This is a genomic window from Frankia alni ACN14a, assembly GCF_000058485.1.
In the GTDB taxonomy this organism is placed as follows: domain Bacteria; phylum Actinomycetota; class Actinomycetes; order Frankiales; family Frankiaceae; genus Frankia; species Frankia alni.
In genome coordinates this window covers 2,369,125-2,395,314 of record NC_008278.1, presented here as the reverse complement: position 1 = coordinate 2,395,314, position 26,190 = coordinate 2,369,125, and the positions used below count along the sequence as shown (strand labels likewise).

The 26,190-nt window shown below is 75.9% G+C and carries 18 protein-coding genes; 9 read left to right on the top strand and 9 right to left on the bottom strand.

Translation table 11 applies throughout. From position 1 onward, the window contains the following. Nucleotides 1–231: 231 nt before the first annotated feature. From FRAAL_RS09550 to FRAAL_RS09540, 3 genes are read left to right on the top strand one after another with little or no spacing between them, the layout of a single operon-like run. Nucleotides 232–1,260, top strand: a complete 1,029-nt coding sequence (locus FRAAL_RS09550) for an AAA family ATPase (protein WP_041939072.1) — start codon at nt 232–234, stop codon at nt 1,258–1,260. 8 nt (nt 1,261–1,268) lie between these two features. Beyond that, nucleotides 1,269–2,627, top strand: coding sequence for a DUF58 domain-containing protein (locus FRAAL_RS09545; protein ID WP_011603350.1), 1,359 nt, complete (start codon nt 1,269–1,271; stop codon nt 2,625–2,627). After that, entirely contained in the window at nt 2,624–5,287 is a 2,664-nt protein-coding gene (locus FRAAL_RS09540; RefSeq protein ID WP_011603349.1) for a transglutaminase TgpA family protein, read from the top strand. Before FRAAL_RS09545 ends, FRAAL_RS09540 begins: the two co-directional genes overlap by 4 nt. An 88-nt stretch (nt 5,288–5,375) precedes the next feature. Here the strand turns inward: FRAAL_RS09540 and FRAAL_RS09535 are convergent, their stop codons facing one another. The 9 genes from FRAAL_RS09535 to FRAAL_RS35770 all read right to left on the bottom strand — a co-directional run bounded on the left by FRAAL_RS09535 (nt 5,376) and on the right by FRAAL_RS35770 (nt 15,321). After that, nucleotides 5,376–5,783 carry an SCO2097 family morphological protein gene (locus FRAAL_RS09535; RefSeq protein WP_041939071.1) on the bottom strand — a complete coding sequence of 136 codons (408 nt, stop codon included), beginning with the start codon at nt 5,781–5,783 and terminating at the stop codon, nt 5,376–5,378. A 168-nt stretch (nt 5,784–5,951) separates the two neighbouring features. Further along, nucleotides 5,952–7,184, bottom strand: a complete 1,233-nt coding sequence (gene dinB, locus FRAAL_RS09530) for a DNA polymerase IV (RefSeq protein ID WP_041939070.1) — start codon at nt 7,182–7,184, stop codon at nt 5,952–5,954. Continuing rightward, nucleotides 7,174–8,091, bottom strand: coding sequence for a class I SAM-dependent methyltransferase (locus FRAAL_RS09525; protein WP_157892025.1), 918 nt, complete (start codon nt 8,089–8,091; stop codon nt 7,174–7,176). The genes dinB and FRAAL_RS09525 overlap by 11 nt, the downstream gene beginning before the upstream one ends. Nucleotides 8,092–8,150: 59 nt before the next feature. Continuing rightward, nucleotides 8,151–8,306, bottom strand: a complete 156-nt coding sequence (locus tag FRAAL_RS33510; protein WP_162137463.1) for a hypothetical protein — start codon at nt 8,304–8,306, stop codon at nt 8,151–8,153. Between the two features lie 90 nt (nt 8,307–8,396). Further along, nucleotides 8,397–11,717 (bottom strand): error-prone DNA polymerase, encoded by a 3,321-nt coding sequence (locus FRAAL_RS09520; RefSeq protein ID WP_011603345.1) that lies wholly within the window; start codon nt 11,715–11,717, stop codon nt 8,397–8,399. Then, complete coding sequence (locus tag FRAAL_RS09515) at nt 11,710–13,320, bottom strand: DNA polymerase Y family protein (RefSeq protein WP_011603344.1); 1,611 nt, start codon at nt 13,318–13,320, stop codon at nt 11,710–11,712. Before FRAAL_RS09515 ends, FRAAL_RS09520 begins: the two co-directional genes overlap by 8 nt. Before the next feature lies 1 nt (nt 13,321). Next, nucleotides 13,322–14,020, bottom strand: coding sequence for a DnaE2-dependent mutagenesis accessory factor ImuA' (imuA', locus tag FRAAL_RS09510; RefSeq protein ID WP_011603343.1), 699 nt, complete (start codon nt 14,018–14,020; stop codon nt 13,322–13,324). 6 nt (nt 14,021–14,026) lie between these two features. Continuing rightward, the gene (locus FRAAL_RS09505) at nt 14,027–14,599 is read right to left on the bottom strand and encodes an SAV_6107 family HEPN domain-containing protein (RefSeq protein ID WP_231861593.1); all 573 of its coding nucleotides are present in this window, start codon (nt 14,597–14,599) and stop codon (nt 14,027–14,029) included. A gap of 65 nt (nt 14,600–14,664) precedes the next feature. Beyond that, nucleotides 14,665–15,321, bottom strand: a complete 657-nt coding sequence (locus FRAAL_RS35770) for a hypothetical protein (RefSeq protein ID WP_268761690.1) — start codon at nt 15,319–15,321, stop codon at nt 14,665–14,667. Between the two features lie 414 nt (nt 15,322–15,735). Between FRAAL_RS35770 and FRAAL_RS09495 the strand changes: the two genes are divergently transcribed. The 6 genes from FRAAL_RS09495 to FRAAL_RS09470 all read left to right on the top strand — a co-directional run bounded on the left by FRAAL_RS09495 (nt 15,736) and on the right by FRAAL_RS09470 (nt 26,186). Then, complete coding sequence (locus FRAAL_RS09495) at nt 15,736–19,716, top strand: BTAD domain-containing putative transcriptional regulator (protein ID WP_011603339.1); 3,981 nt, start codon at nt 15,736–15,738, stop codon at nt 19,714–19,716. A 5-nt stretch (nt 19,717–19,721) separates the two neighbouring features. After that, nucleotides 19,722–20,501 (top strand): spheroidene monooxygenase, encoded by a 780-nt coding sequence (locus tag FRAAL_RS09490; protein ID WP_157892024.1) that lies wholly within the window; start codon nt 19,722–19,724, stop codon nt 20,499–20,501. Nucleotides 20,502–20,783: 282 nt separating this feature from the next. Further along, the gene (locus FRAAL_RS09485) at nt 20,784–23,318 is read left to right on the top strand and encodes an FAD-binding oxidoreductase (protein WP_231861592.1); all 2,535 of its coding nucleotides are present in this window, start codon (nt 20,784–20,786) and stop codon (nt 23,316–23,318) included. A 200-nt stretch (nt 23,319–23,518) separates the two neighbouring features. After that, the gene (locus tag FRAAL_RS09480) at nt 23,519–24,106 is read left to right on the top strand and encodes a GNAT family N-acetyltransferase (RefSeq protein ID WP_050997347.1); all 588 of its coding nucleotides are present in this window, start codon (nt 23,519–23,521) and stop codon (nt 24,104–24,106) included. A 107-nt stretch (nt 24,107–24,213) separates the two neighbouring features. Next, a complete protein-coding gene (gene cruF, locus FRAAL_RS09475) occupies nt 24,214–24,981 on the top strand; it encodes a bisanhydrobacterioruberin hydratase CruF (protein ID WP_011603335.1) in 768 nt (255 codons plus the stop codon). Further along, the gene (locus FRAAL_RS09470; RefSeq protein WP_231861590.1) at nt 24,978–26,186 is read left to right on the top strand and encodes a glycosyltransferase family 2 protein; all 1,209 of its coding nucleotides are present in this window, start codon (nt 24,978–24,980) and stop codon (nt 26,184–26,186) included. Before cruF ends, FRAAL_RS09470 begins: the two co-directional genes overlap by 4 nt. Nucleotides 26,187–26,190: the final 4 nt, after the last annotated feature.

Genomic DNA, 26,190 nt, shown 5'->3' with positions numbered 1-26,190 from the left:
AGTCTCTTACCTGCGGGGGTTCGAGCGACTCCCCCGACCCGCCGACCGGGGCCCGGTGGATGGGGGCCCACAACCTGGCACTCCCCACCCGTCGGCCCGTTCCCGGGCATGTTTCCTTGACCACGGTGGCCTGCGTGGCCGCTGTGGATGTCACACTCGGGAGGGGGACGGGTTTCGTCGGGGCCGGCTCCGCGCAGCCCAAAAGCCCGACACCCGGAGGGGGGCCAACTAGTGGTGACCGACCCAGGTCTGCTCCACTGGCGTGACCCGGTGGCCGACATCGGCCACCTTGCCGAGATCGCCGACCGGGTGCGGGCGCGCGTCGAGACGGTCATCGACGGCAAGTCCGAGGCGATCACCACCGCACTGGTGGTCCTGCTCTCCGAGGGCCACCTGCTCATCGAGGACGTCCCCGGGGTGGGCAAGACCATGCTTGCCAAGGCCCTCGCCCGCTCCATCGACGCCCGGGTGCGGCGCATCCAGTTCACGCCCGACCTGCTGCCCAGCGACGTGACCGGCGTCAGCGTCTACAACCAGGGCACCCGGGACTTCGAGTTCCGCCCCGGCCCGGTGTTCGCCAACATCGTCGTCGGCGACGAGATCAACCGGGCCGAGCCCAAGGCGCAGTCCGCACTGCTGGAGTGCATGGAGGAGCACCAGGTCACCGTCGACGGGGTCACCTATCGGCTGGAGTCGCCGTTCATGGTCATCGCGACCCAGAACCCGGTGGAGATGGAGGGCACCCGGGCACTGCCCGAGGCGCAGCGGGACCGTTTCACCGCGCGCATCTCGATGGGCTACCCCTCCCCCGCCGCCGAGATGGCGATGCTCGACAACCACGGCAACGCCAATCCCCTGACCAGCATCACCCCGGTCACCGACGCCGCCGAGATCGCCCGACTGATCACCCTGGTACGCACCGTGCACGTGTCTCCCGAGGTGCGGCACTACATCGTCGACCTCGTCGGCGGGACCAGGGCGCATCCGGAGATCGCGCTCGGGGCGTCCCCCCGGGCGGCGCTGCACCTCATCCGGGCCGCGCGCGCCCGCGCCGCCCTGGACCAGCGCGCCTTCGTCCTGCCCGACGACGTGCAGGAGATGGCCATCCCGGTGATGGCGCACCGCCTGCTGCTGCACCCGGAGATCATGCTCTCCGGCGAGCCGGCCACCGAGGTCGCCACCCGCGTGCTGACCGAGGTCCTGCACCGGATCCCCATTCCCCGGCCCGGCACGGCACGCCCGGCCCGGCACGGCCGTTAGAGATCCGTGTGCGGGACTTTGTCGCGGCGCTGCGCGGCCTGACGGTCCGCGGCCGGTCCTTCCTCGCCGCGGGGGCGGCCTGCGCCGTGTCCGCGATCATTCTGGGTGAGCAGGACCTGCTGCGCATCGGGCTGCTCGTCGCGAGCCTGCCGGTGCTCGCGGCGGCGGTCGTCTGCCGCACCCGTTACCGGCTGTCCTGCACGCGCCGGCTCGAACCGCGCCGGGTCACCGCGGGCGATCGGGTGAGCGTGCGCATTCAGTTGGAGAACGTCAGCCGCTCGCCGTCGTCGGCGCTGCTGGTGGAGGACACGACCGGCTCCGGTCTGGGCGGCGGCGCCCGCTTCGTGCTCGACCGAATCGAGCCCGGCGGCAGCCGAGACCTCTCCTATGCCCTGCGCGCGTCGGTCCGCGGCCGCTACCAGATCGGGCCGATGGCGATCCGGCTCGGCGATCCGTTCGGGCTCTGCGAGCTGTCCCGCAGCTTCCGCAGCCTCGACGAGCTGATCGTCGCGCCCGCCGTGGAGCGGCTCCCGCCGGCCCGGCCGCGTGCCTCGGCCAGCGTGAGCGCCGAGCTGCGCCGGGCCACCGGCCTCGTCGGCGAGGACGAGACGACCACCCGGCCGTACCGGTCCGGCGACGACCTGCGCAAGGTGCACTGGAAGACGACGGCCCGCAGCGGCGAGCTGATGGTCCGGCGCGAGGAGCATCCGCAGACCGGCGCCGCGGCGATCCTGCTCGACTCCCGCGCGCGGGCCTGGCCGGACTCCGGCCCCGCCTCGGCGTTCGAATGGGCGGTCAGCGCCGTCGGCGGGATCGGGCTGCACCTGGTCCGCGGCGGCTATCGGGTCCGCCTGCTCACCGACCGGGGGCAGGTCACGACCGCGGCCGGCGCGACCGTCTCCGGGCTGCTCGACGAGCTGGCCACGCTCGCCCCGGCCAGCGCCGAGTCGCTGCACCCGGCGCTCGCCGCCCTGCGTCGCCCCGGCGGCGACCGGGGCGGCCTGCTCGTCGCCGTGCTCGGCCACACGGAGCCCGCCCAGATCACGACGCTGGCCGCGGTGCGCTCGCGCCGGGCCCCCGCGATCGCCGTCCTCGTCGACGTGACGAGCTGGCACCCCCACCCGGCGGCCGCCGCCGACCTCGCGGCGGCGCGGACCACACTGACTCGCGCCGGTTGGGCGGTCCTCGTCGCCCGGCAGGGCATGAGCCTCGCCTCGGTCTGGCCGCGGGTGACGGCGCTCGCGGGCCAGGGGGGATTCGCCGGCGTCGGCCGCGCGGACGAGGGCACGGGCGGTGGCCCGGCCGCGGCGACCCGGACCGCAGCGACCCGGACCGCGGGCCAACCCCCGCGCCGGGCGGGCCGGTGAGCGTCCGCCCGGTTCCGACCGTCGTCGCCGCGGCCGCCTGCCTGCTGTCCACCAGCGCGTTGTCCCGGCTGTTCGACGGGACGCTGTGGTGGATGCGGCCCGTCGTGATCGCCGTCGTCGTGGCGGTGGCGACCGCGACGCTCGGCCGGTTGCTGCGGCTGCCGGTCGCAGCCGCCGTCCTGCTCAGCCTCGCCGGGCTCGTCGGCACCGTGACCGTGTTGTGCGCCCGGGGGACGGCGCTGCTCGGGGTGGTGCCGACCGCGGGGACGGTGCGGACCCTGCGCACGCTCATCGCCGACGGTAGTTCGGACATCTCCCGACTGGCGGCGCCGGTGCCGCACCGGCAGGGGCTGGTGGTCCTGACCGTCATCGGCATCTACCTCGTCGTCATGGTCGTCGATCTGATCGTGGTGACGTTGGACCGCCCGGCCCTCGGCGGGCTGCCGCTGCTGGCCCTGTACGCGGTGTCCGCGGCGATCCTGCCCGGCGGGGTTGGCACCGTCCCGTTTCTTCTGGGGGCGTCGAGCTTCGTCGCGCTGTTGCTGCTCGACGGTCGGTTGGCCTTCGGCCGGTGGGGCCGGACGGTGTCCGACGCCGGGCGTGGGCGCGGGCGGGGGGACGGGGCCGGCGAGCGGGAGGCGTTCGGCGGCCGGCTCACCGTGAACGCGCTCGGGGTGGCGCTCGTGGCGCTGCTCGTCGCGGTCGCCGTGCCGCTCGGCCTGCCGTCGCTGGACGGCGAGGGGCTGGTGTCGCGTAAGGGCGGCTACGGCGCCGGAGACGGGCCGAGCTCGGCCAGCGTCGTGCAGCCGATCGTCTCGGTGAACCAGCAGTTGCACGCCAGCAAGGAGGTGCCCCTGCTCAGGGTGCGCTCGCAGACCCCGCGATACCTGCGGCTGACGGCGCTGGAGAACTTCGACGGGCAGTTCTTCACCCTGCGGGCGCTCAACGCCACCCGGGACAACCGGATCAGCGAGGGTCTGCCGAAGCCGCGCCTGGGCGGCACCACCGCGCAGGTCAGCGCGACCATCGACGTCACCACCCGGTTCAACGAGCTCTACCTGCCGGTCCCCGGCATCCCCACCAAGATCAAGGGGCTCACCGGCGACTGGCGGCTGGCGGCCCCGACCGGCACGATCTTCTCCACCCGGACCTCGACCGCGGGCGTGCGCTACCAGGTCGACGCGACCGTGCCGGACCCGACCCGGGCCGAGCTGGAGGCCGCGACCGGGCCGACCCCCGCCGATCTGGCCGTGGACACCGCGCTGCCGGACAACCTCGACCCCCGCCTGCGTCAGCTCGTCGAATCGATCACTCACAACGCGCGCACCCCCTACGAGAAGGTGTACGCGATCCAGCAGCACCTGCGCGGGCCGCTGTTCACCTACGACCTGACGGGCGCGCCGACCACTCAGGAAGGCGCCCTCGCCGAGTTCCTCTTCGAGTCGCATCGGGGCTACTGCGAGCAGTTCGCCTCCGCGATGACCGTCCTGGTGCGGCTGCTCGGCCTCCCCGCCCGGGTCGCCATCGGCTTCGTGCCCGGCGAGCAGCAGGCGGACGGCAGCTACCTGATCACGAACCGGCAGGCGCACGCCTGGCCCGAGGTGTGGTTCCCCTCGGTCGGCTGGGTGAGCTTCGAGCCGACCCGCCGCTCGGACGGGGCGACGGCGGCGCCCTCGTACGCGCCCGCCGGCATCGACGATCCGGACGGGGCGGCCGCGCCGCCCGGCCAGGAGAGCGAGTCCGGCGCCCAGCCGCTGCCCGAACCGGTGCCGATGCCCGTGCCCAGTGCCGGGGCGAACCCCGAGGACCCGACCGCGACACACTCCCCGACCGCGGGCCAGGACACCGACACCTCCCCCGGCATCCCCGCCTGGGTGATCTGGCTGTGCGCGACCGTTCCGCCCGTGGCGGCCCTGCTGGCCACCCCGGCGATCATCCGGTTCCGGCGGCGGCGGGCCCGGCTGCGCGCCGGCCGACCCGAGGCCGGGGCGGGGACGGCCGGCGCCGGCGCGCCTGGTCGGACCGGCGCGCAGGGCGTCGACCAGGTGCACGACGCCTGGGCGGAGCTGCTCGACGTCGCCTCCGATCTCGGCATCACGATCCGGGTCAGCGACTCACCGCGGGCCGGAGTGGCCCGGCTGACCGCCTACCTCGACGCCGAGCCCGCGCCCGCGCGGCGGTCCGATCCGGCGGTCGACCGGCAGGCCGATCCCGAGGCGGCGGCGCAGCCGACCGATCCCGAAGCCGACCCGACGCCGGCCGCCCGGTCGTACCCCCAGGCCCGCGAGGCGCTGGCCCGGCTGGCGGCCGCGGAGGAGCGAGCCCGCTACGCGCCCCCGGAACTCGCCGCCCCGCCGCCGCACGCCGAGGTGAGGCGGGACGTCGCCATCGCCTCCGGGACGCTCTGGGCCGTCGCCCCGCGCACCCGACGGATCATGGCCCGCCTCGCACCGCCGTCGGTGTTCCGCCGCCGCGAGCCGGACGAACCGCCCCGCGAGGGCGCCACCGGCCGACTCCGCCGGTACCTGCGGCGCCGCCCCACCGACACCGGACCGGCCCGCTCCGGTGACGGCCAGCGACCCGCGGCGGTGAACGATGGTGAGGTCCGCGTCCCGGAGCCGGCGCACAGCGGTGGGTCAGCGCCGTCGGACGGCCCCTGAATCGGACAGCCCCTGAAATCGTCCAGACGACGGCTGAGGTTCCGCGGCGGCGCGGCGGCTGGGGCTTGTGCCGATGCAGTACCAGGGGCTAGGGCCGGTCCTCCCAGCGGCGCCGCCAGCGCTCCTCGACCCGCTCCATGAAGTGCGCCTTCGTCCGGGATCGTCCCTTCGACCGCCCCCGGCCGCCGGGCCGGCGGCCGCCCGTGTCGCGCCCGCTGATGCGGCGCAGGTCGGCGGCTCCGCGCAGCGCGGCGAACAGCATCATCAGGAACCCGAGGATGCCGAGGATGACGGTGAGCGGCACCTGGTTGAGCACCACGCCGACCACCAGGACGGCGAGCCCCAGCAGGAAGACCACCGCACTGCGGCGCACCCGGCGCAGCAGGTACGTGCGGGGGTCCGTCGACCGCACGGTGCTGGCGAACTTCGGGTCATCCTCGACGAGAGCGCGCTCGATCTGCTCCAGAAGGCGCTGCTCGTTCTCCGAGAGCGGCATCGACGCTCCTCCCACGACCTACAGGCCCGGCAGACGGAACCTGACAACCAAGAATAGGCATGCGCGGGCGGGTGCGGTAGGCAACCCGTCATGCCGGTTGGAACCGAGCCAATCACCTCACGTGTCCCGTGCCCGAAGCAGCGGCGTTCATGCCCGGCCACACCATCGTCACGGAGGCCCCGGCGGGGGCGCGGGTGGGGGTCCCTCGGGGTGGTCGAGCAGAGCCGCCGGACCCACCGCGTCCGCACCGAACCGCTCACGCGCCCGGTCGGCCACCCGGTCCAGCTCCGCCCAGCCGTCGGGCCGTTCTCCGAGCCGTAGCTGCTTGCTGGCGCCCCCCGCGTCGACGAGGTTGCCCGCCCGCACCCCCAGCAGACGCACGGCCATGACCTCGGCGGCGGCGGCCCGGCCGGCGCCGAGCAGACCCAGATCCGTCACCAGGTCCGTCGCCGTGGCGTAGATCGCCTGGGAAACGTCGGTGCCATCACGCAGCGTGCGAGCGCGAGTCACGGTCCGGAAGTCGCCGTAGCGCACCTTGACCGAGATGGTCCGGGCGCGCCGGTGCCGGAGCCGGAGCTGGCCGGCCACCCGCCCGGACAGGCGCAGCAGCTCCCGGGCGAGCGCCGCCGGCTCGGTGATGTCGGTGGCGAAGGTGCGCTCGGCGCCGACGGTGACCTCCGTGGTGGCGGGATCCACCCGCCGTTCGTCGATCCCCCACGACAGCCGGTGCAGGTGGGTCCCGACGGCGTCTCCGAGCGCCCGGCGCAGCGTGTCCACCGGAGTGTCCGCGATGTCCCCGATCGTGTGCAGCCCCAGCCGGGTCAGGGCGGCCTCCGCCCGCGGGCCGACGCCCCACAACGCCCCGGTCGGCAGCGGATGCAGGAAGGCAAGCACCGCGTCGGGGGCGATGACCGCCAGTCCGTCCGGCTTGCACCGGGTCGAGGCGATCTTGGCGACGAACATCGACGGTGCGACGCCGACGGAGCAGGTGAGGTCCTGCTCGGCCGCCACCCGCCGGCGGATGTCCGCGGCGATCCGCGGCGCCGACCCGAACAGCGCCCGCGCGCCGGCGACGTCGAGGAACGCCTCGTCGACCGACAGCGGTGCGACCAGCGGGGTGACGTCCCGGAAGATCTTCATGATCGCGACCGAGGCCGCCCGGTACGCGGCGTGGTCGGGCGCGACCACCGCCGCGGTGGGGCACAGGCGCCGCGCCCGCGCCATCGGCATCGCGCTGCGGACCCCGTACGCCCGGGCCTCGTAGGTCGCCGACAGCACCACCCCGCGTTCACCCCCCGCCACGATCATGGGTCGGCCGCGGAGCTCGGGGCGGCGGCGAAGTTCCACCGAGGCGAAGAAGGCGTCCATGTCGACGTGCAGGATCGTGCTCTCAGCGTTCATGGGGACCCGTGCCGCCCGGACTGCGGGCAAGGACGTGCAGCTGCGCCGCCAACGCCCGAAACGGCTCGCGCCCGGCGGCCGCAAGCTCCAGCCGCAGCAGCCGCCGCGCCGCCAGGGCATCGGGCAGGCGCTCCCCCGGCACCAGATCCGCGAAGATCCGCACGCCGTGGACCTCGAGCACCTCCGCCCCCGCGGCCCGGACCAGCGCGACGGCCTCGGCGGTGCTGAACCGTCGGGGCGCCCGACCGGCTGCCGACTCCCTGAGCTCCGACGAGCCGTGATCCGCGCCGGACGGCCGGTGCACGGGGGGCGCGTCCTCGACGAGTGCCGCAAGGGCGGCCTCGAACTGCCCGGCCAGCGCGCGGGCGAGGACCGCGGCGGCGAGACCGGCCACGACGACGCTGAGCGCACCCCCCGGCCGCAGCACCCCCAGCGCCTGCGCGAGCGCGGTCTGCGGATCGTCCACGACATCGAGCACCGAATGGCACAGCAGCAGGTCGGCCTGCCCGGTGCCGACGAGGCCGGTCAGGTCACGCAGGTCCCCCTGCATCGAGGTGACCCGCCCGCCGAGCCCCCGCTCGGCGACGCGCCGGTGCAGGGCGGCCAGCGCGTCGGGCGAGGGATCCACCACGATGACCGGGTAGCCGGCAGCCGCGATCGGCACGGCGAAGCCACCGCTGCCTCCGCCGGCGTCGACGACGAGCGGCCGGCGCGCCCCCACCCCCGGCTCACCCGGTGCCCCCGTCCCGGCGCCCGCGGGCTGGTCGGCCGGGGCTGGCTGCGCCGGGCGGGGCAGGACCGCCCACAGGCCGTGCCAGATCGCGGCCTGCCGCAGATCGCCGCCGGTGACATCGCCGGCAGTGACATCGCCGGCAGTGACATCGCCGGCAGTGACATGGTCGGCCATCGACATCGCCTCCTCCCCCCAGCCGCCCGCGCCGGTCGGCCCGGTCGGGCGCGGGCGGGTCAGCGGCCCACGACGAGGCCGATGGCGACGCCGACCGCGAGCCCGCCGACCGACAGTCCCAGAATCTGTAGCACCCAGGCGTTGCGCCGGGCCACTGCGGACGGCACCGCACGATGCGCGCCGTGGTGCCGGAACCCAGAACCGGTGAGAGCCATCGATGATCACCTGCTTCGTCACGCGCAACACCCCAGGAGATGACCGATAGTGAACGACGGCTACGCTGCGTGCAACAGCAGGCGAAGGGATCATCGGAAGTCCCGGGAGCGGGAGGTGACGGCGACCGGCAGCGGCCACATCCGCTCGGCGATCACATTGGTCACCCCCTCGGCCCGTTCGAGGCGACCGCGGACGACGAGGGCCACCGCCGTGCGGGCCACGATCCGATGGCGCGCCCAGACCCCGGGCGAGCAGATCACGTTCACCAGGCCCGTCTCGTCCTCCAGGTTGACGAAGGTCGTGCCGCCCGCCGTCGCCGGCCGTTGCCGGTGGGTGACGATTCCGGCGACCAGGACCCGCCGGCCCGCCTCGGCGTCGCGCAGACCCGCCGCCGCCGTCACCCCCTGGGCGGCGAGCCGCTCCCGGAGGAACCGGGTGGGATAGCCCTCGGTCGTGATCCCCGTCGCCCAGAGGTCGGCCACGGACTCCTCGACCCCGGTCATCCCCGGCAGGTACGGCGCGACGGCGGCGACGTCGGCGCCGAAGACCATCCCGTCGAGCCGGTCCGGGCGAGCCTGTGCCACGGCGCCGGCCGCCCACAGCGCCTCGCGCCTCGCCACCCCGAAGCAGGCGAACGCCCCCGCGGTGGCCAGCGCCTCGACCTGATCGACGGACAGTCCGACCCGGCGGACGAGATCGGCCATGCCGGCGTAGGGGCCGCCCGCCACCCGCGTCTCGACGATGCGGCGGGCCAGACTCTCCCCCACCCGCCGGACTCCGGACAGGCCAAGCCGGACCCGCGGTTGCGCGCCGACCAGACTCGCCCCGACCGCGGAGGCGTTGACGTCCGGCCGCAGCACCTCGACGCCGTGGCGGCGGGCGTCGGCGACCAGGCTCTGCGGCGAGTAGAAGCCCATCGGCTGTGCGTTGAGCAACGCGGCGCAGAACGCGGCCGGGTAGTAGAGCTTGATCCAGGAGCTGGCGTACACCAGGAACGCGAAGCTCACCGAGTGGCTCTCGGGAAACCCGAAGTTCGCGAAGGCAGACAGCTTGGTGAACAGGTCGTCGGCCAGCGCGCCGGTGATGCCGCTGGCCGCCATCCCCGTGTAGAGCCGCTCACGGAGCCGTTCGATGCGGTCGGCGGACCGCTTGGAGCCCATCGCCCGGCGCAGCTCGTCGGCCTCCGCCGCCGAGAACCCGGCGATGTCGATCGCCATCTGCATGAGCTGCTCCTGGAACAGCGGAACACCCAGGGTCTTGGCCAGGGAGCGACGCAGCAGCGGATGCGGATAGGTGACCTCCTCCGCCCCGTTGCGGCGACGGATGTAGGGGTGGACCGACCCGCCCTGGATCGGCCCGGGCCGGATCAGCGCCACCTCGACCACCAGGTCGTAGAAGCGCCGGGGCCGCAGGCGGGGCAGCGTGGCCATCTGGGCGCGGCTCTCCACCTGGAACACCCCGATGGAGTCGGCCGCGCACAGCATGTCGTAGACCGCCGGATCCTCCGGCGGGATCAGGGACAGGTCAAGGTCGCGGCCGTGGTGGCCGCGGATGAGGTCGAACGCCTTGTGCAGCATCGAGAGCATGCCGAGCCCGAGCAGGTCGAACTTGACCAGGCCGGCGGCGGCGCAGTCGTCCTTGTCCCACTGGATCACCGTCCGCCCGGGCATCCGGGCCCACTCCACCGGGACGACCTCCCCGACCGGGCGGTCGCAGATCACCATGCCGCCGGAGTGGATGCCGAGATGTCGGGGGAATCCGAGCAACCGGTCGGCCAGCTGGGTCACCTCGGGCGGGATGTCGTGTTCCGGGCCGCCGCCGTCACCCGACGGCGGCGGCCCGGCCGCGGGGAGGGACCACCGGTCGAGCTGGCGGGACCAGGCGTCCTGCTGCCCGGCGGAGAAGCCCAGGGCACGCGCCACGTCCCGCACCGCCGACCGCGGCCGGTAGGTGATCACGTTTGCCACCTGGGCGGCCCGGTCCCGCCCGTAGCGCCGATAGACGTACTGGATCACCTCCTCCCGCCGTCCGGATTCGATGTCCAGGTCGATGTCGGGCGGCCCGTCGCGTTCCGGGGCGAGGAAACGCTCGAACAGCAGGCCGAAGGAGACCGCGTCCACCCCGGTGATGCCCAGGGCGTAACAGACGGCCGAGTTCGCCGCCGAGCCCCGTCCCTGGCAGAGGATCCGGTGCCGGCGGCAGAACTCGACGATGTCATGGACGATCAGGAAGTAGCCCGGGAAACCGAGCTGTTCGATCAGCCCCAGCTCGTGGGCGAGCTGGTCGTAGGCACCGGCGATCCGTTCCTGTCCCGCTGGGCCGTACCGGCGCGCGGCGCCCTGCATGGTGAGCAGCCGCAGCCAGCTCGCCTCGGTGTGCCCCGGGGGAACCGGGAAGTCGGGCAGCCGCGGCGCGACCAGGTGCAGGTCGAAGGCGCACTCGGCACCGATGCGGGCCGCCTGCTCCACCGCGGTGGGAAACCGGGCGAACCGCTGCGCCATCTCCGCGCCGGAGCGCAGGTGCGCGGTGCCCGCGGCCGGCAGCCAGCCGTCCATCTCCGCCAGGCTGCGCCGCGCCCGCACGGCAGCCATCGCCGCCGCCAACCGGGCCGCGCCGGGCGCGGCGTAGTGGACGTTGCCGGTCGCCACCAGGGGAAGCCGCGCGGTGCGGGCCAGCTCGGCCAGAGCGTCGTTGCGGGCCGAGTCCAGCGGATGGGCATGGTCGGCGAGCTCCACCGCCACGTTCTCGCGGCCGAACAGCTCCGCCAGCTCCGCGAGGGCGGCCCCGGCTGCGGCGGGACCGGAGCGGGCCAGGGCCCGGGGAACCGTGCCCTTGCGGCATCCGGTGAGCACCTGCCAGTGCCCGCCGGCCGCCCGGGCGCAGGCCTCGGGCTCGGCCACCAGCCGGCCCTTCTCCCCCCCGGCCAGGTGGGCGTCGGACAGCAGCCGGGCCAGCCGCCGGTAGCCCTCCGGGTCACGGGCGAGGACGAGCAGGTGGTCACCGTCGGGATCGGTCTCGCCCGCTCGGGCCGCCCGCGCCCCGAGCGAGATCTCCGCCCCGAAGACGGTCCGCAGTCCCACCTCCCGGGCCGCCTCCGCGAAGCGGACCACGCCGTAGAGCCCGTCGTGGTCGGTGAGTGCGAGCGCCGACAGCCCCAGCCGCACCGCCTCCTCCACGAGGTCCTCCGGCTGGCTCGCGCCGTCGAGGAAGCTGAACGCGGAATGACAGTGCAGCTCGGCGTAGGGGACGGCCGCGGCCGAGGCGGCCCGCAGCCCCGCTCGCGGCCGGTAGGGGGCCCGCTTGCGCGACCAGGCCGGGCTGTCCCCGCCGTCGCCGGGCTGACCGGTGCGAACCGACGCGTCCCGTCCTCGGTCCCCGCCCGCCAGGCCGGCCGCCGCCGATTCAGTCATAGGACGCCTCCACCCACCACCGCCCGCCCGCGACGGCGAGCAGGTAGGCGCCCCCCTCGGCGACGCTGATCTGGAAACGGGCCCGCCGGCGGGCGTCGGCGTCCCACCAGCGCTCGTCCACCGGCCACGGCCCCGCCCAGCCGGTCACCGGCATCGGCGAGCCCGCGCCGATCGCCAGCCGCGCGGGCGGCGCGGTCACCGTGCACCGGGCGCTGACCCCCACCGGCTCCCCGGCGTCGTCGAGGACGCTGGCCACCAGCGGGGGTCGGTGCACGAGGGTCGGGGCCGGGGCCGGCAGGGTCCCGGGCCAGGGTCGATCCAGCCCGGTGGCCACCCGGGGTTCTCCCCAGGGCACCAGGCGGATCCGGTCCCCGGGATCGCGGCCACCGCCGACCACCGCGGTGAGGACGGCGTCCGGACCGAGCAGCCCCTGCACCCGGGTGAGGGCGCGGCCGACCCGCGCGGCGGCCGCCCCCGGCTCCCCCCACAGCCCGAGCTGGCGACCGGCTGCGGGCACCAGCCCCACCGGTTCGATCCGGAGCCGGACCACCCCGGCCGTGGGCCCCGATCCGGCCGCCCCCCGCGGCCGGGTCGGCATGGCGGCGTGGGCGACCTCGTCGCCGGCCGAGGCCGAACCGGCCAGCCAGCCGTCGAGCTGCCAGCGGACGCGGTCCGTGATGGCCGCGGCCGCGAGCGGGCCGTCGTGGCGCCACGTCCGCACATGGTGTTCCCCGTGGCCGGTCTCCGCCTCCATCCGGATCCCGGTGCAGGCCAGCCCGTGGTCGCGGAGCCGATCATGGGCCTGCTCGGCGAGCCGGCGGGCGGCGAAGGCCGCCTGTTCGACCCGCTCGGCCGGCGGGTCGAACGCCGTGACGACGCCGAGGTCGACCGGATGCTCGCGCGGGGTCACCGGGCGGGGGTCCTCGCCGCGGGCGAGGCGGTGCGCCCAGTCTCCGGGCGGCCCGAACCGGGCGGCGACGTCGGCCGCCGGGAGCGCGGCGAAGCTCCCGAGCGTGACCAGTCCCAGCCGGCGGAGCAGATCGACGAGCTCGGCGTCGCCGAGCAGGTCGACGGGATGCGGGGCGAGGAAGGCCGCGGTCCCCCCGAGGGGGACGACCGCCTCGCCGCGGGCCGCGATCCCGGCCGCGAACGGCCCGTCGGCCACCCCGAGGCCGCAGCGCGGCGCCGGCCCGACCGCCCCGGCCGACCGGACCGCGGCGGGCCAGGCCGCCGTCAGCGCCCGGCGGACCTCGGCGAGGGCGGCCTCGACCCCGCCGAAGTACCGGGCGACGCCGCGTACCGGGACGACGCAGTCACCCGGGCCGCGCACCTCGACGCCGGGGGCCACCGACTCCACCGCGGCGACCAACGGCTCGAAGACCCGGGCGGCGCGGCCGGGGTCGTCGGGCACGAGGGTGATCTCGGGACAGCGGGCCTGCGCCTCCCGGCGGCGCAGCCCCGGGCGGATCCCGGCGCGCCGGGCGGCGGGGGTCGCGGCGACGACCCGCCCGGCGGCCAGCACCGCGCCGGGCTGGTCCGCCGCGACCCCGGCCGCGACGGCCGGCCAGTCCGGGTAGTGCACGGCGAGCATGCGGACCGGCATGTCAGGCCACCTCGACCGGAAGGGCACGCACCACCGCGGGCACCGTCCCACCCGCCTCGACGGCCGGCGGGGCCGCGGCAGGCGGCGCACCGGCCCCGGCCAGCCACGCCCGGCGGGGGCGGCGCGCCGCCCCGCGCCCGGACACCTCCACCAGCAGGTTGGGTGCGCACACCTGGCCATGGCCGGCGCCGAGGCCGTCCCACCGCCGCTCGACGGCGGCCACCCGCAGATCGGCGCCCTCCCAGCCGTCCACGGCGACCAGGACGGCGCCGCGCTCGCGCGCCCGCGCGGTCAGTCGCCGGCCGTCCGCCGGGCGGGACCGGGCCGGCGGGCGGACCACCACCACGTCCATGGCGTCCAGCAGCGCGGCCACGACCACCGGCCAGCGCTGGCCCGGCACGGGGACCAGGGCGAGGCGTTCCAGCGCGATGCCCGCTTCGGCGGCGGCGAGCGCTCCGAGCTGGGCGAAACCCACCACCGCGCACCACGCACCCGCCTGGGAGGGCCCACGCAGCAGGGTCAGCAGCAACGAGGTGGACCCGGTGACGACGATGGTCGTCCCCCGGCGCAGCCCTGCCTCGGGAAGAAGCGCGGCGAGGGTGGAGACCACGGGCAGCAGGCGCTCACCGGTGTCCCCCACCCGCGGCGGCGCACCGCGGGCGACCTCCTGCAGGGCGGCCAACGCCGCCGGACCGGCCACGGCCGGCTAACCCCGCCGCGGCGGGACGGCCGCGGCTGCCACGACATCGGCCGGACCGGTGCCGGCGAGCACCGGCTGGGACGGCAGCCCCAGCGCGCCCTCGACGACGCCGATGAACTGGTCGACCTGGCGGATCAGATCGTCGGCCTCGCGGCGGCCCACCACGTTCAGGCCGGCCTCGGCGGCCGCTCGCCGACCGGCGCCCGCCGCGAAGAAGTCCGCCCATTCGACGAGCTCGGGAGCCACCCGCACGAGCAGGCACCAGGCGCTGACCGGCCGGCCGCGGCGGCCCGGCCGGGGCCGCGCCCGATCCGCCAGCACGGCGGCGGCGGCCCGCAGGGCGGCGAGATGAGCCAGGGCGTACCGCTCCCCGGCCCGGGGGGCGTACTCCGCCTCCCCGAGACCGCGCCGGGCGGCGGCGAGCAGCTCGTCCCGGGAACGGTGGGGCAGCCCCGCCGCGGGCAGCAGGGCCCGTCCGGGCGGCCCGCTGGATGCTCCGCGCCCGGCGGACGTACCCTCCACCCCGACGGCTCCGCCCGCGGGGCCCGCGCCGCTGACAGGTCGACTCACGACGGCCATGACACCCTCCCGGCGTCGAACACAAGTTCGAATACCTGGAAGGTAACCCTCTCCCGGCCGGCCCGTCAAACACCCGGCTCTCGAACACGCGAGCGAGCCGGCACGACGGCGCTGGTCTCGAGCAGCCGCAGGAACCAGGCCAGCACGAGCAGCGCCACCACGTCGGGCACCCAGCCCAGGCGCGGGTCCGGGACATCCCCCCGACGGGTATCCCCCGGACCCGCGTCCGACGCCCGGACCACCCGGGTGACCTCCGGGACGAGCAGGTCGGGATGGGCCACGACGAGCGCCGTCCCGTCCAGCGCGAACCGGATGATGTTGACCTCGCGGTGCCCCACCAGGCCGCTGGCGAACGCGCCGCGGGTCGGCGTGAGCCACCGCAGCACGCAGCCGTCCGCCAGGCGCACCCGGCCGCCCGCCCGGTCGGCCGCGAAGGCCGCGACCGGCACCCGCCCCATCGGCTCGACCAGCCGCACGCCCTGGCCGTCAAGGTCCAGTTCCAGGACGAACGGACGCCGGGCGGCCATCAGCTCGACCCGCCCCCGCGACGCCCAGTCGGCGAGCACCGCCTGCTCGTCGGTCTCGACCCACACCTGCCGGACCGCGGTGCACCGGCTCGCCGCGGTGACCCGGAAGACCACCTCGTGCGGCAGGCCGCCGGCGCGCCGGGGGAGGGCCTGCGCCCCGGCGCCGACCTCCGGCAACGGCCGCGTGCAGGTCACGGGCCGTTCCGACCGTCCCGACCGTCCCGCGACCGCCTCGGCCCGCGTCCCCGACGCCGCCGCCGGGGAAGGCGCCCGCCCCGGCGCCCCGGGCCGTCGCGACAGGATCCTCGTCACCGCGATCGCCATAATCCCGACACCTCCTACCGTCGGCCGACTGCCGACGGTCCGTCATCCTCGGTTCTCGTCGATCCGGAGTGCACACCTGCGGTGTCAATGAGCGGTGCACGCACGGTCACCGCAGACGTTGAGCGGTCGTTGACAGGTCCCGTGCGCCGTGCCGGGATCACAGCGGGTGCGGTCCTGACGCGGAAACGACAGCGCCCGTGGAGGATCGGTGGTTGCCGCGGGCTCCCCTGCGGGCGCACGCTGCGATAAACAGACATCACCACGGGGCCGTGACGAGAGGACCAGATGCCCGACCGCGACAGCCTGCAGTTCGCCATCCTGGGTCCGCTGGAGGTCACCGCGGCCGGGACACCCGTCTCGCTGGGCGGCGCCCAGCGCAAGGTCCTGATGACCGTTCTGCTGCTCGAGGCCGGCAGGGCCGTGTCGATCCCCCGGCTGATGGAGGTGATCTGGGGCGACTCTCCCCCGGAGGGTGCGCTGCGCACGCTGCGCACCCACGTCAGCGAGCTGCGGCGGGTGATGGCGGACGACAGGCCGCCGCGGGTGCTGCTGCGCAGGGGCGCGGGCTACCTGCTCGACGTGCGGGCCGAGCAGATCGACGTCGAGCGGGTGCGGCGGCTGCTGGCGCAGGGCCGCCGCGCGGTGGACGACGGCGACCCGGTGAGCGCGATCGCCCCGCTGCAGGAGGCCCAGTCGCTGTGGCGGGGGCCGCCGCTGGTCGACGTCGCGGACCATCCGTTCGCGCACGGCTACGCGGAGGCGCTTACCGAGCTCCAGCTCGACGTGACCAAGACGCGGATCGCCGCCGACCTGTCCCTGGGCCGGCACCGGGAGGTCATCGGCGACCTGCGGATGCTGGTCGCCCGTCATCCGCACGACGACGGGCTGCGCCGGGAGCTGGTCGTCGCCTTCTACCGCGACGGCCGGACGGAGGACGCCGCCCGGGCCTGCCGCGACGGCCTGGAGGCCCTGCACGAGCTCGGGCTGGACTCTGCGATGCTGCGCCGGCTGCAGGAGGACGTGCTGCGCGGGGCGCCGGATCTCGCCTGGGCGCCGCCGCGCTCGCTGGGCCGCCCCGCCCAGGTCGCGCCCGCCGGCGCCGGCGGCCACCAGCTCCCGCCGGACACCCCGGAGTACACCGGGCGGGACACCATCCAGGCCCGGGCGCACGCCGTGCTCACCGATCAGGCGGCCCTGGCCCGGGGCACCGTCACGGCGGCCTTCGCCGGCAAGGCCGGCGCGGGCAAGACGGCACTGGCCGTGCACATCGCGCACCGCATCCGCGCCGGGTTCACCGACGCCCTGTACGTGGATCTGCGCGGCACCAGCGAGCCGCTGGAGCCGACGCGGGTGCTCGCCCGGTTCGTCCAGGGGCTCGGGGTCAGCCGGGCCGCGGTCCCCACCGATCCGGACGACCTGGCGGAGATGTACCAGGAGCTGCTCGCCACCCGCAAGGTGCTGATCATTCTGGACAACGCGGCGGGTGAGGCACAGCTACGTCCGCTCATGCCGACGAGCCCGGGCTGCGCCGTGCTCATCACCAGCCGGTCGCGGCTGCACGGGCTCACCGTGCCGTACTGGATGGTCGACGTCCTCATCCCCAGCGACGCGGTGGAGCTGCTGGCCAAGGTGGTCGGGGCGGCGCGGGTCGACGCCGAGCCCGAGGCGGCGCGCGACATCGTCGGCCTGTGCGGGTACCTGCCGCTGGCCATCCAGATCGCCGGGCGCAAGCTGGCCGCGCATCCGCACTGGCGGCTGGCGCGCCTGGCCGGCCGGCTCGCCAACGAGCGGGACCGGTTGTCCTGGCTGGAGGTCGGCGACCTGGAGGTCCGGGCCAGCTTCTCGCTGAGCTACGAGGGTCGGCCGGCCGACGAGCAGCGTGCCTTCCGGCTGCTGTCGCTGCCCGCGGTCAACGACTTCGCGCCGTGGGCCGCCGCGGCCGTGCTCGACGTCGATCTGGACGAGGCCGAGGACGTCGTCGACCGCCTCGCCGACGCGCAGCTGCTGGAGCGGCGTGGCGTCGACGCCACCGGCACCGAACGTTACCGGTTCCACGACCTGCTGCGGGTGTTCGCCCGGGAGCGGGAGACCGGCGTCGGGACCGCGATCGGCCAGCCCGCGTCGAAGACGTCGGGCGCCCACCCGGGGTCCGCGGACGGGGAGCGGGCGGGGAACGGCCACGCGGGGGACGGCCACGGCGGGCGGCCCCCGGGGGTCGCGCCCGAAGGTGGCGTCGCCGCCGGCGGCGACGGCGGGCACGGCGCCTCCGACGCCGCGAAACCCGACGATTCGCCGGCGTTGTCCGGTGAACACCAAGCGGCGCTGAGCCGACTGCTGTACGCCTATCAGGTGATGCTGCGTGAGGCGGTCGACACCTTCAGCCCCGGACGCGTCCGGACCCTGTCCGCCGACGGGCCGGACGCCGGCTTCGCCGCGCAGGCCGCCGCCCGGTTCGCCCGCGCGGACCTCGCCGAGGTCGTCCGCCGGCCGCTGGTCTGGTTCGGCGGGGAGCGTTCGAACCTGCTCGCCCTCGTCGAACAGGCGCAGGCCGCCGGGCTCGACCCGCCGACCTGGCTGCTCGCCGTCGAGGCCGCGGAGTTCTACGCGTTCGCGGCGCACTGGGCCGACTGGGCGCGCACCCATGCGCTGGGCCTGGCCGCCGCCCGCCGCACGGGGCACCGCCTCGCCGAGGCCGAACTGCTCACCAGTCTCGGGGAACGGGAGATCGTCCTGACGTTCGAGGAGGCGTTCTGGCGGTTGGACGCCGCCGGGGCCGATCCCGACGGCGAGCCCGCGGTGGCGGTCACCCAGGACGCGCTCGAGCGCCTGGCGCTGGCCACCGAGCGTTTCACCCGGGCACGGGAGATCTTCGCCGGGTTCGGGGCGGAGCTGGGCGAGGCACGGGCCGTGCGCGGGCTCGCCGACGCCTGCCGCGGCCGCGGCGAGTTCGCCGCCGCGCTGGATCACTTCGAGGCCTGTCTGGGCACGATGCGTCGGGCCGGGGCCCGCCGCCTCGAGGCGGAGACGCTGGTCGCCGTCGCCATGACCCACGGCGACCGCAGGGAGCTCGCCGACGCCATCACCTGCCTGACGATGAGCCTGTCGATCGCCCGGGAGCTTGCCAACCGGCCGCTGGAGGCGCAGGCCCAGCGGCGGCTGGGCGATCTCTACCGCTACCGGGAGCGCCCCGAACAGGCGCTGGCGGCCTACAACGAGAGCCTGCCGCTGCTGGCCGAGCTGCCCGACCTGTTGTGGGAGCCGCGCGTGCTGGTGCGCCGCGGCGACATCCTCGCCCAGCTCGACGACCATCCGGCGGCCCGGCGTTCCTGGCAGCAGGGCATCACGCTGCTGCGCCAGCAGGGCTCCCCGGAGCTGGCCGCCGCCGAGGACCGGCTGAGCGCGCCGGTCACCACCGAGCCGACCCAGTTCACCGGCGGCCGGCTGCTCGGCGCCTTCGAACCGGCCTACTTCATCGCCCGGGTCGCCGCCTCGCGGCGCAGCGTGCGGTTACTGAACACGTGGACGGACCTGGTCTCCGCGCCGCATCGGGACGCCTTCACCGACGCGGTGCTGGCGGCGATCGACGCCGGGGCGATCGTGCAGATCCTGCTACTCGACCCGGACTCGCCGGCCGCGGCGGCGCGCACGGCCGATCTGTCGCACCGCATCGACGTACCCGCCGAGATCCGGGCGAACCTGCTGGTCCTGGACGGGCTGCGGGAGCGGCTCACCCCGGTTCTGCGTCCCCGCCTCGCCGTGCGGCTCTACGCCGAGCAGCCGCTGACGACCTACCACCGTTGGGACTCCGGCGCGCTCGTGTCAAGCTTCCCGGTCGGCTACTCCTCGGCCGCCGCGACCCAGCACGAGGCGACGATCTCCTCGACCCTCGTCCAGTTCGTCGAGCAGCACTTCGAGCGGCTGTGGAGTCCGGCGGGCAGCGCCGCCCTGGACGACTACCTGCGCGTGCCGTTGCAGGTCCTCCGGTCGGACGCCGACCCGGTCGACGTGCGCGCCGAGTTCGTCCGGCTCGACGGGGCGGTGTACGTCGCGTCCGCGGAGCTGGCCGCCCTGCTGCGCCAGGGCGGCCCGGACGGCCTGGTCACGGCCGTGGCGGGCGACGGTCGGCACGCGCTGTCCGGTATCGGCCGCGCCCGGGTGGTACCGCTGCGCGACGACGCCGGCGCCGGGGTGGTGGCGGCGGCCTTCACCCAGAAGTACGGGGCCGCGCGCGACGGCCTGCTGCGACTGTCCTCGGTGCGGAGTTGAACGCGATGCGAACGGCGGTCCCGATGAATCCGGCCAACCCCGCCGCCCTGCTGGTGACCGTCGACTTCTGGCGGGTCCCCCGCCGCCGGATCGGCCACGCCCTGGCCCGGGTCGCCGCCGACCGTTCCGCGCTGCGGCACGTCACCGGGTTGACGTTCGCCAAGCTGCTCGGCACCGGCTCGGCGAGCAGCCTCGGCCTGCGCGGCGCCGACCCCTGCCAGTGGGCGATGGTCTCGGTCTGGGAGACGCCGTCGGCGGCCCGGTCGTTCGAGCGGTCCGCGCAGGTGCGGGCCTGGTCGGTGCTGGCCGAGGAGCGGTGGCGCATCGACCTGCACCCGCTGTCCTCGCGCGGGCGGTGGTCGCGGCGGGAGCCGTTCGGCGACTTCACGGCTGCGGCCGCGCCGACCGCCACCGCCGCGGGCACGAAGGTCGCGGTGATCACCCGGGCCCGGGTCGCTCCCCGGCACGCGCTCACCTTCCGCCGGGCGGTCCCGCCGGTGGTCGCGGACCTCGCCCGGGCCGAGGGGCTGCTGTTCGCGGCCGGGATCGGTGAGGCGCCGATCGGGCTGAAGGGGACGTTCAGCCTCTGGCAGGACGCGGCCTCGCTGCGCCGGTTCGCCTACGGCCGGCCGGCGCACAGCGAGGTCGTCCGTCGGACCCCCGAGGTCGGCTGGTACAGCGAGGAGCTGTTCGCGCGGTTCGCGGTGCTCGGCTCCCGCGGCACGCTTGGCGGACGCGATCCGCTGCTGGCCCTGCTCCCCGACCCGACGTTGACGGCTCGTTGAAGGTGCCGTGTACGCCCGCCCCGCCCCGGGCCGGCACCGGGTCCGACGGTTTGACAACCCGTTGACGGACGTCCGCCACGGTGGGGAGGTCCGGCGGCGAACCGGATGAGGCAGCCCGACGAACCGGATGAAGCGAACCGCATGCCGATGTCCCGTGACCAGGCACGTGCCCAGGTGTCCGCAGGCCAGGCACCCCCCGAAGCGACGCCCCGCGGCCCAGGACCGCACCCCCCGGTTGCGCACGGCTCCGTCCCCCACCGCCGGATACTGATCGCCACGGCGGTGGGCGCCCGCGCGGCGGACCTGCTCACCCGGGCCGCCAGCGTGGTCCTTCGCCCGGAGCTGGCCGCCCGCCCGGCCGAACTCGCCGACGCGCTGGTCGAACTGCGCCCGCAGACCCTGGTCGTCGGCGCGAACGCGGTCGACGCCGCGACCCTGCAACGATGGGCCGCGGCGGTCCGCGCGGGCGGCCCGGTCCCTGCGGGCGGTCCGGTCCCTGCGGGCGGTCCGGTCCCTGCGGGCGGTCCGGTCCCTGCGGGCGGTCCGGTTCACGTGGGCTCGCCGCAGTCCGACGCCGACCGCGAGCTCCTGCTCGTCCGCCGCGGCACCTCGCTGGCCGCCGTCGACACCACCGCCGCCGCCCGGCTACGGATCGAGGTGCGCAACACCCCGGAGGTCAACGCCCGTCACGTCGCCCGGTTCGTGGCCGACCGGCTGTTCGGCCCCGCCGACGGCGCGGCGGCGTCGCCCGCGCGGGATCGGCCCGGCGTCCTCGGGCTACTCGGCGCCGGCAACATCAACGGACGGGTGGCCCGAGACGGCGCCGCGCGGGGCTGGCGCCTGGTCGTGCACTCCCCCTCCCTCGTCGCCGAGCCCGCGTCGGTGGGCGCCTGGGCGCGTCATCACCGGCTGCCCGCCGACCGGGTGCGCGTCGCCCGCACCGTGGAGGAGGTCCTCGAGGTCGCCGACGCGGTCGCCGTCGCCGTGCCGCTGGTCCACGCCGGGCCCTGGGCGACCGTCGACCTGATCGACGAGCGGGTGCTCAAGGCGTTCACGGGCGAACGGATCGTCTCGGTCAGCGAGCCCGAGGTGTTCGCCGAGCGCGCCCTGCTCGACGCCTACGACCGGCGTGATCTCGCCGTCGTCCTCGACAACGCCCCCCGGCTGCTCGCCGCGGTGCGGGAGCTGTTGGCCACGCGGATCGACGGCGACGGCGGCGCCCCGCGCCCCGGGTTCACCCTGTGCTCCGCGGCGATGCGCTCCGCCGCCTGCGACGACGATCTGGATCAGGCCATGTTCGCCGTGGTCGGCCGGGCGGACCTGGACGAGCTGACCGGCGCCGACCTGTTCGGACCGCGATCCGACCCTCCCGGCCCGGGCCGGGACACCGACCGCCGGGTCGACGAGGACCCGGCACCCGACGATCCCGCCGCGGGCGGCCACGGCGTGGTGGTCGTCGGCGGCGGGATCGTCGGACTCACCGTCGCGCTGCTGCTGCGGCTGCGGGGCCACCGCCGGATCCGGGTGCTCGACGCCGCGCCGGCGGATCGCGCGGATCCGGACCGGCAGGGCACGACGTTCGGCGGAGCCAACGCGCGGCACCTGTCGGCGACCGAGACCCTGCCGCCGGCGGATGCCGGCCGGGCCGGCGTCCTCGACCGCGGCCCGGCGGACGGCGGCTGGCGGCTGCGCGACCCCGCGTCCCTGAGCGCGGCCGAGCTCGCCTGGTCGGCGGCGTTCGACCGGGGCACCGACCGGCCGGGCCTGCACGCGACGGCCCAGGAGCTGGTGATCGCTCTCAACCGGCTGGGGCTGCGCGGATGGGAACACCTGTTCGCCGTCGACGGCGCGGGCTGGCTGGCCGGCCTGCGCCGGGACGCCCGGCTGGCCCGGATCTACCTCGACGCCGCCGAGCTCGCCGCGGGCGAACGGCTCCAGCGCACGGCCGGCACCGACGCCGTCCGCCTGCCCGGGGCGGCGCTGGCCCGGGACTGGCCGGGCCTGGCCGCCTCGATGCCGCTGCCGGGCGGCGTCCGAGAGATCGCGGGCGCGGTCGAGGTGGACGGCTACGCCGTCAACATCCACGATCTGGCGACGGCGCTGGCCGGCCGGCTCACCGACCTCGGCGTCGAGGTACGCGCCGGCGTGCGGGTACGGGAACTCGACTCCGGTGGCGGCGCGGTGCGGCTGCGTCTCGACGACGGCGCGGTGCTGCCGGCGGATCGCGTCGTGATCACCGCCGGGGGTCGCGACCTGGACCGGCTGCTCGGGGCCGCCTGGCCCGGGGCCGGCGCGGTGGCCCACCTGCTCGGCCTGTCGCTGACACTGCCGAACCCCGGGCTGCGCCGCCCGGCGAAGATCCACGCCGGCGACCCCCTCGGCGTGATCAACATTTCCCTGTCACCCGACGGCACGCTCATCCACGTCAGCGGCGGCTTCGGCTACCTGGGCACCGCCGAGCGCCAGGCCGCCGCGGCGGGGATCGCCGGGCTGCGGGACGTCGCCGAACGGGCCATCGCCGGCCTGTTTCCGGCGCTGCGGCGGGCCGACGGCAGCCTTGACGTACGCGACGTGCGCGTCTGCGAACGTCCGGCCACCCCCGACGGACTCCCCCTCGTCACCGCGCTACCGGGCCACGCCGGCCGGGTCCTGGTGGCCGCGGGGACGAACGCGGGCGGCGCGGTGCAGGCCCCGGCCGTCGCCGGCCTGGTCGCGGACCTGCTCGACGACGTTCCCCGCTGTGCGGGTCTCGCGATGGCGGTCGATCGGATCGGCCTCCCGCGCCTTCCGGGGAAAACGCCCTGCGCATCAGAGTAATGACGTTACGTGGCAGGCACTCCCGCCGCTCGGCGCGCCCCGCTACCGGCGCGTTATCGTCGAGCGACGTGTTGGTGTGCCCCGACCTCCTGGCTCGCCAGACCCGTTCGCGGGACCAGGTCGACGCGCCGAGGGACGGACAGGAGGCGACGCCGGTGACCGACGGGGACGTGAGCGTGGTCCGCTGGTCGCCCAGCCGCATGCGGGCCCGGCTCGACGATGTGATCGGTGTCTACAAGGCCGCGTTCCTCGACCATCACGAGGCCGACCCCGTCCGGGCCGCCCGGGACCGGGCCCTGCACGCCCGTCGCCACTTCGACCGCCGCGACCTGCTCGCCGTCGCCGCCGTCACGCCCGACGACACCCTCGTCGGCATCACCTACGCGCTGCCCGGCCAGCCCGGCCAGTGGTGGCACGACGTCGTCGTGGACGCGGTCGCGGCCGGCTCGGCGGCCACCGCGGCGCACTGGCTCGACGACTGCCTCGAGATCGTCGAGCTGCACGTGCTGCCCTCCTACCAGGGCCGCTCGATCGGCCGCCAGCTGCTGCGGGAGCTGCTGCGCGACGTCCCACAGCGGACCGCGGCCCTGTCCGCGCTCGAACCCGCCGGCAGCCGGGCGCGCCGGTTGTACGCCAGCGAGGGATTCGTCCCGCTGCTGTCGGACTTCCAGTTCCCCGGGACGCTCACCCCCTACGCGGTGCTCGGCAAGGAGCTGCGCGCTCCGTCGGCCGCCAGCCCCGACGGCGAGCGCGCCGGCGACGCCGACCAGCCGGCACCCGTGCGGTGACCCTCCACGGCCCGGCGTCCACGGCGCTCGGGTCGGCCCGGCCCGTCGGCCGGCGCATCCCGGGCAAACCGCCTGTACGCCGGGCGCCGATCTGGGGATGGATTCCCGTGCTGGCCACGGTGGCGGTGCAGATCCCCTACCCGCTCGTCAGCGGCGCCGCGCGCAGCGCGCTGGCCGTCGTGACGGTCCTGCTCTTCTTCGTCGCGTCGACGGCGCACGCCCTGGCCACCCGCGGCCCGCTCTGGACCGCCGGCTTCCTCGCCGTGACCGTCGGTGGGGGGCTCGCCGTGGAGACGGTCGGGGTTCACACCGGCGTCCCGTTCGGCCGCTACGCCTACGCCGGCTCGCTCGGCCCCCGCCTGTGCGGCGTCGCCGTCGTGGTGCCGCTGGCCTGGGCGATGATGGCGTATCCCACCTATGTCCTGGTCCGGCGGCACCGGCGCGCCCCGGTCCGCGCCGCCGTCCTCGGCGGCCTGGTGCTGGCCACCTGGGATCTCTTCCTCGACCCGCAGATGGTCACCGCCGGCCACTGGCACTGGCTCGGCGGCGGTCCGGCGCTCAACGGGATCCCGCTGACGAACTTCCTCGGCTGGCTGGTGGTCGGCACCGTCATGACCGCGATCCTGCTCGCACTGCCCGACCCGACGGACGGTCCCCGCCACGGCCGCCGTAGCGACCGCGGCGACGAGCGCATCCCGCTCACCCTGCTGGCCTGGACCTACCTGTCGTCGGTGCTGGCGAACCTCGCCTTCTTCGGCGAGCCCGGCGTCGCGGTCACCGGTGGCGTCGCGATGGGAGTGGTGCTGGCCGTGGCGCTGCGGCCCTGGCGTGCCGAACGCCGAGCGGACGATCCCGGGCGGTGGGGGTGGCGGTGAGGGCGGTCCCGGCCGGGGCGGCGATCATCCGAGCCGGAGCGGCCATCATCCGAGCCGGAGCGGCGACGGTCCGGGACGGTGTGGTGGGGGCGGCTGCGGTGGCGTCCCTGGGCATCGCGGTGCACGCGGCGGTGAACGCCCGGCTGCTGCGCGTGGCGCCGCCGGCCCGGCCGGTGCCGGAGCGGGTGTCCGTGGTCCTGCCGGTCCGGGACGAGGCCGCCCGGCTGGACGACTGCCTGGCGGCCCTGCTGGCCGCGCGGGACGTGCCCGATCTGGAGATCGTGGTCTATGACGACGCCTCCACCGACGCCACCGGACGCATCCTCGCCGGCTGGGCGCGGCGCGACCGGCGGATCGTCGCGTTGCGCGGCGCCGGCCCACCGCCCGGCTGGCTGGGCAAGCCGCACGCCTGCGCCCGGGGGGCGGCCGCGGCGACCGGAACCGTGCTGGTCTTCGTCGACGCCGACGTGATCCTCGCCGCCGACGGGCTGGCCCGCGCCGTGCTGCTGCTGCGCGCCAGCGGACTGGACCTGATCTCACCGTATCCGCGCCAGGTCGCGGCGAGCCCGGCCGAGCGGCTCGTCCAGCCGCTGCTGACCTGGTCGTGGCTGGCCCTGCTGCCGCTGCGGGCGGCCGAGCGGTCCCCGCGGCCGTCGCTGGCCGCGGCCGGCGGCCAGTTCCTGTGCGTGGACGCGGCGGCGTACCGGCGGGCTGGCGGGCACGCCGGGGTCCGCGACCAGATCCTCGAGGACATCGCCCTGCTGCGGGCGGTGAAGCGCTCCGGGGGGCGCGGGGTGGTCGTCGACGGCTCTGCCCTGGTGACCAACCGGATGTACGCCGGCTGGGCCGAGCTGCGCGACGGCTACGCCAAGTCGCTGGCCGCCGCCGGCGGCGGCCCGGCGGCCAGCGCCGCGCAGATCGGCCTGCTGTGGTGGCTGTTCGTCCTGCCGGCCGCCGCGGCGGCGCTCGGCTCCCGCGCCGGACTGGCCGGCTACCTCGCCGGGGTCGCCGGCCGGGTGGTCGCCGCCCGGCGCACCGGAGGGCGCAGCTGGCCGGACGCCGCAGCCCACCCGGTCTCGGTCGGCCTGCTGGGATACCTGACGGCGCTGTCGTGGTGGCGGCGGCGACGTGGTACCGCGACCTGGAAGGGCCGATCGGTCACGGCGCCCCCACCGCGGCGAGAACCGCGGGGCGCGGGCTCGTAGAGTC